Genomic DNA, 2,483 nt, shown 5'->3' on the forward strand with positions numbered 1-2,483 from the left:
CTGATCTTCCACGCACGCTGCTCTCCTAGTCACAGCTCTTTATGTGTGGGCCGCGGAGTTCGCGTTCGGCGCCATTCGTGCTTCGGAGCGGCCCGAAGTGCCTTGAGCCTCGCAAGCTCTTTGGAGTCCGCTTCGACGACCCACAGCCGGAGCGCTCCCTCAAGTTGACGACCCTTGACCCAGCCGCGCTTCATCCAGCTGTAGAGCGTGATGCTCGGCATCGATAGCCTGGCTGCCAGCTCCGCCAGTCGCCATTCATTCGGCCGCAGCGCCTCTGCTGGTGTCCTTGGCTCGTGCCTCGTGCTCCGTAGCCGTCGATGGCGCGAGAGAATCGTACGCACCATGTCGCCATTGAAGGTGGACCGGCGCTTCGCGGGGCGCCAGCCTTCCTTGTTCAGCTGCTCCGCAATGCTTCGGGAGGCCAGTCCCTGGCTGCGTAGCTCCTCCATGCGCTTGGCGAGTTGCGGCCAGTAGCTCAGCTGCTCCATCCGAGCCACGGGCCGCGCCACCGTCGTCTGCGTGCGATGCCCCCCCGCCCATTGGATGGACAGCTCGACGCGCTCCGTGCCATCGAGGATGGTGACAACGACCTCCTCGACCAGTTGCCGGATGATGGTTTGCCGCTCCGCAGAGGTCGTGCTCGACGCCTTCCAGAGTGCGGGAATGTCACTGGCCAGGGCGCGAATCGCCTTTCGCTCCTGCTCGCCCACAGGGGAGGGCCGTTTCGCGAGCCATCGTTGGTGCTCCTCCTCGAGGCACTTTTGCGCGGCGAGCTTCTCCTCCAATTGCGACTCCAAGCCGCGAGCTACAAGCCGGTTTTCCGGCTCCACCGCGTTGTACTGCCTCAGCGCACGCTGCGCTTCGAAACGCGCACGCTCCAGCCGCTGGCGCCAGTGCTCGGCCAGCCGCGCATGCTCCGCTTCCAGGTCCTCCGCCACCTTCAGGCTCACCTCCAGCGCCGAGGGCATAAGGGCCTTGAGGACCAGCTCGCTCATGCACTCATCGAGAGTGCGACCGACCAGCGACTGGCACTCGGGTTCACCCAGGTGGACCGCGTTGCGGCAGCACACGTAGCGCTGACGGCCTGCTCCATACGCCACCATCATGCGGCAGCCGCACCGCCCACAGCGCAGTAGGCCGGACAGAAGCGCGGACCCGTTCCGAACAGCCCCCAGCCCCTGAGCGCTGTTTTCTTTCAGCTGCTCGAGATTGCGCTCGTACTGCTCCCAGTTGATGTATGCGGGCAGTCTGTCCTTGAGGGCAACAAGCCAGTTGCCGGGCGCCACCACCGACCTGCCCGTCCCCGGGCGCCCTGGTTTCTGGCGTCGCGGGTCTACCTGGCGCTGCCCATAGACATACGCGCCAGCATAGACTGGGTTTTTCAGCATGTGGTGCAGCGTCGCACGGTTGGGCCGACGCCACTCCAGCTCTCCCTTTGCGGGGCCAGCGGTCAGCCGCACCGGCATCTTGATGCCGTTGTTCACCAGGTAGCGCAGGACTCCGTGGACGGTGCCACGGGCCTCGAACTGGGCGAAGACAAGCTGCACGACTGACTGCACCTGCTCATCCGGGTCCTTCACCACCTCGCCGGAGGGGCGCCGCATGTAGCCAATGGGCACCAGCAAGCCCAGTTCTCCACGCCGGGCCTTCGCCACTTTACCTTGCTGCATGCGTTGCCTGAGGACGTGGAGCTCTGCCTCGGACATGGTGCCCTTGAGCCCCAGCAGGAGTCGGTCGTTGTAGTTGGACGGCTCGTAGAGCCCATCCATGTCGGCAATGAGGGTGCCAAACAGAGCGCACACTTCCAGCAACTGGTACCAGTCACGGCAGGAGCGCGCGAGGCGCGAGCTTTCCACGCCCAGGATGATGCCGACGCGGTCCAGACTGACTTCCGCCACCAGTCGCTGGAAACCGGGGCGGCCTTCCGCGCTGGCACCGGAACGGCCCAGGTCATCGTCGACGACGATGATGCGCTCCCTGGGCCACCCCAAGCCCCGGGCGCGCTCGACCAATCCGTACTGCAGTCGGGTGGACTCCTGGTGCTTCACCAGTTGTTGGGCGGTCGACTGCCGCACGTACACCATGGCCAACCGCTCCAGGTGGCGAGGCGTAATTTTCGAGCCCAGGGTCCACTCCGGCTGCGCCGAGGGATTGCTGCTCTGCGCGCTCATCTGCGCCCTCCCTTCTTGCCCGTTCCCGCTGGACGAGCGCGCTCAACACGGCGACCAGCCGTCGACGCCGGTGTCCGGGCAGTTGGGCCCATGAGGGAATCGGCGGCGGCCCCGGACCTGGATTCTCCGCGGACGCTGGCAGCCCTGGGCCCAGCCTCGCTACCCGAGGCGGGCAGTTCCCTGCACCCCCCATCTCGCCCCCTCCACCAGCGCACGAGTGCCAGCAGCCCCGTGATGCCCACGGTCGGCACGCTGGCGGGCGGCTTCAACCCTGGCCCTGTGTCTATCGCCTTTGTTCGCTTGGTCGACTCT

General features: G+C 66.1%; 1 protein-coding gene. It reads right to left on the reverse strand.

Translation table 11 applies throughout. From position 1 onward, the window contains the following. Positions 1-29 precede the first annotated feature (29 nt). The gene (locus D7X12_RS40785; RefSeq protein WP_120630493.1) at positions 30-2,171 is read right to left on the reverse strand and encodes a recombinase family protein; all 2,142 of its coding nucleotides are present in this window, start codon (positions 2,169-2,171) and stop codon (positions 30-32) included. Between the last annotated feature and the right edge of the window lie 312 nt (positions 2,172-2,483).

It is taken from the genome of Corallococcus sicarius (assembly GCF_003611735.1).
Classification (GTDB): Bacteria; Myxococcota; Myxococcia; order Myxococcales; family Myxococcaceae; genus Corallococcus; species Corallococcus sicarius.

Excerpts from the sequence above, each read along its gene's own strand:
- D7X12_RS40785 (WP_120630493.1), bottom strand. The coding sequence starts at position 2,171 with ATGAGCGCGCAGAGCAGCAATCCCTCGGCGCAGCCGGAGTGGACCCTG.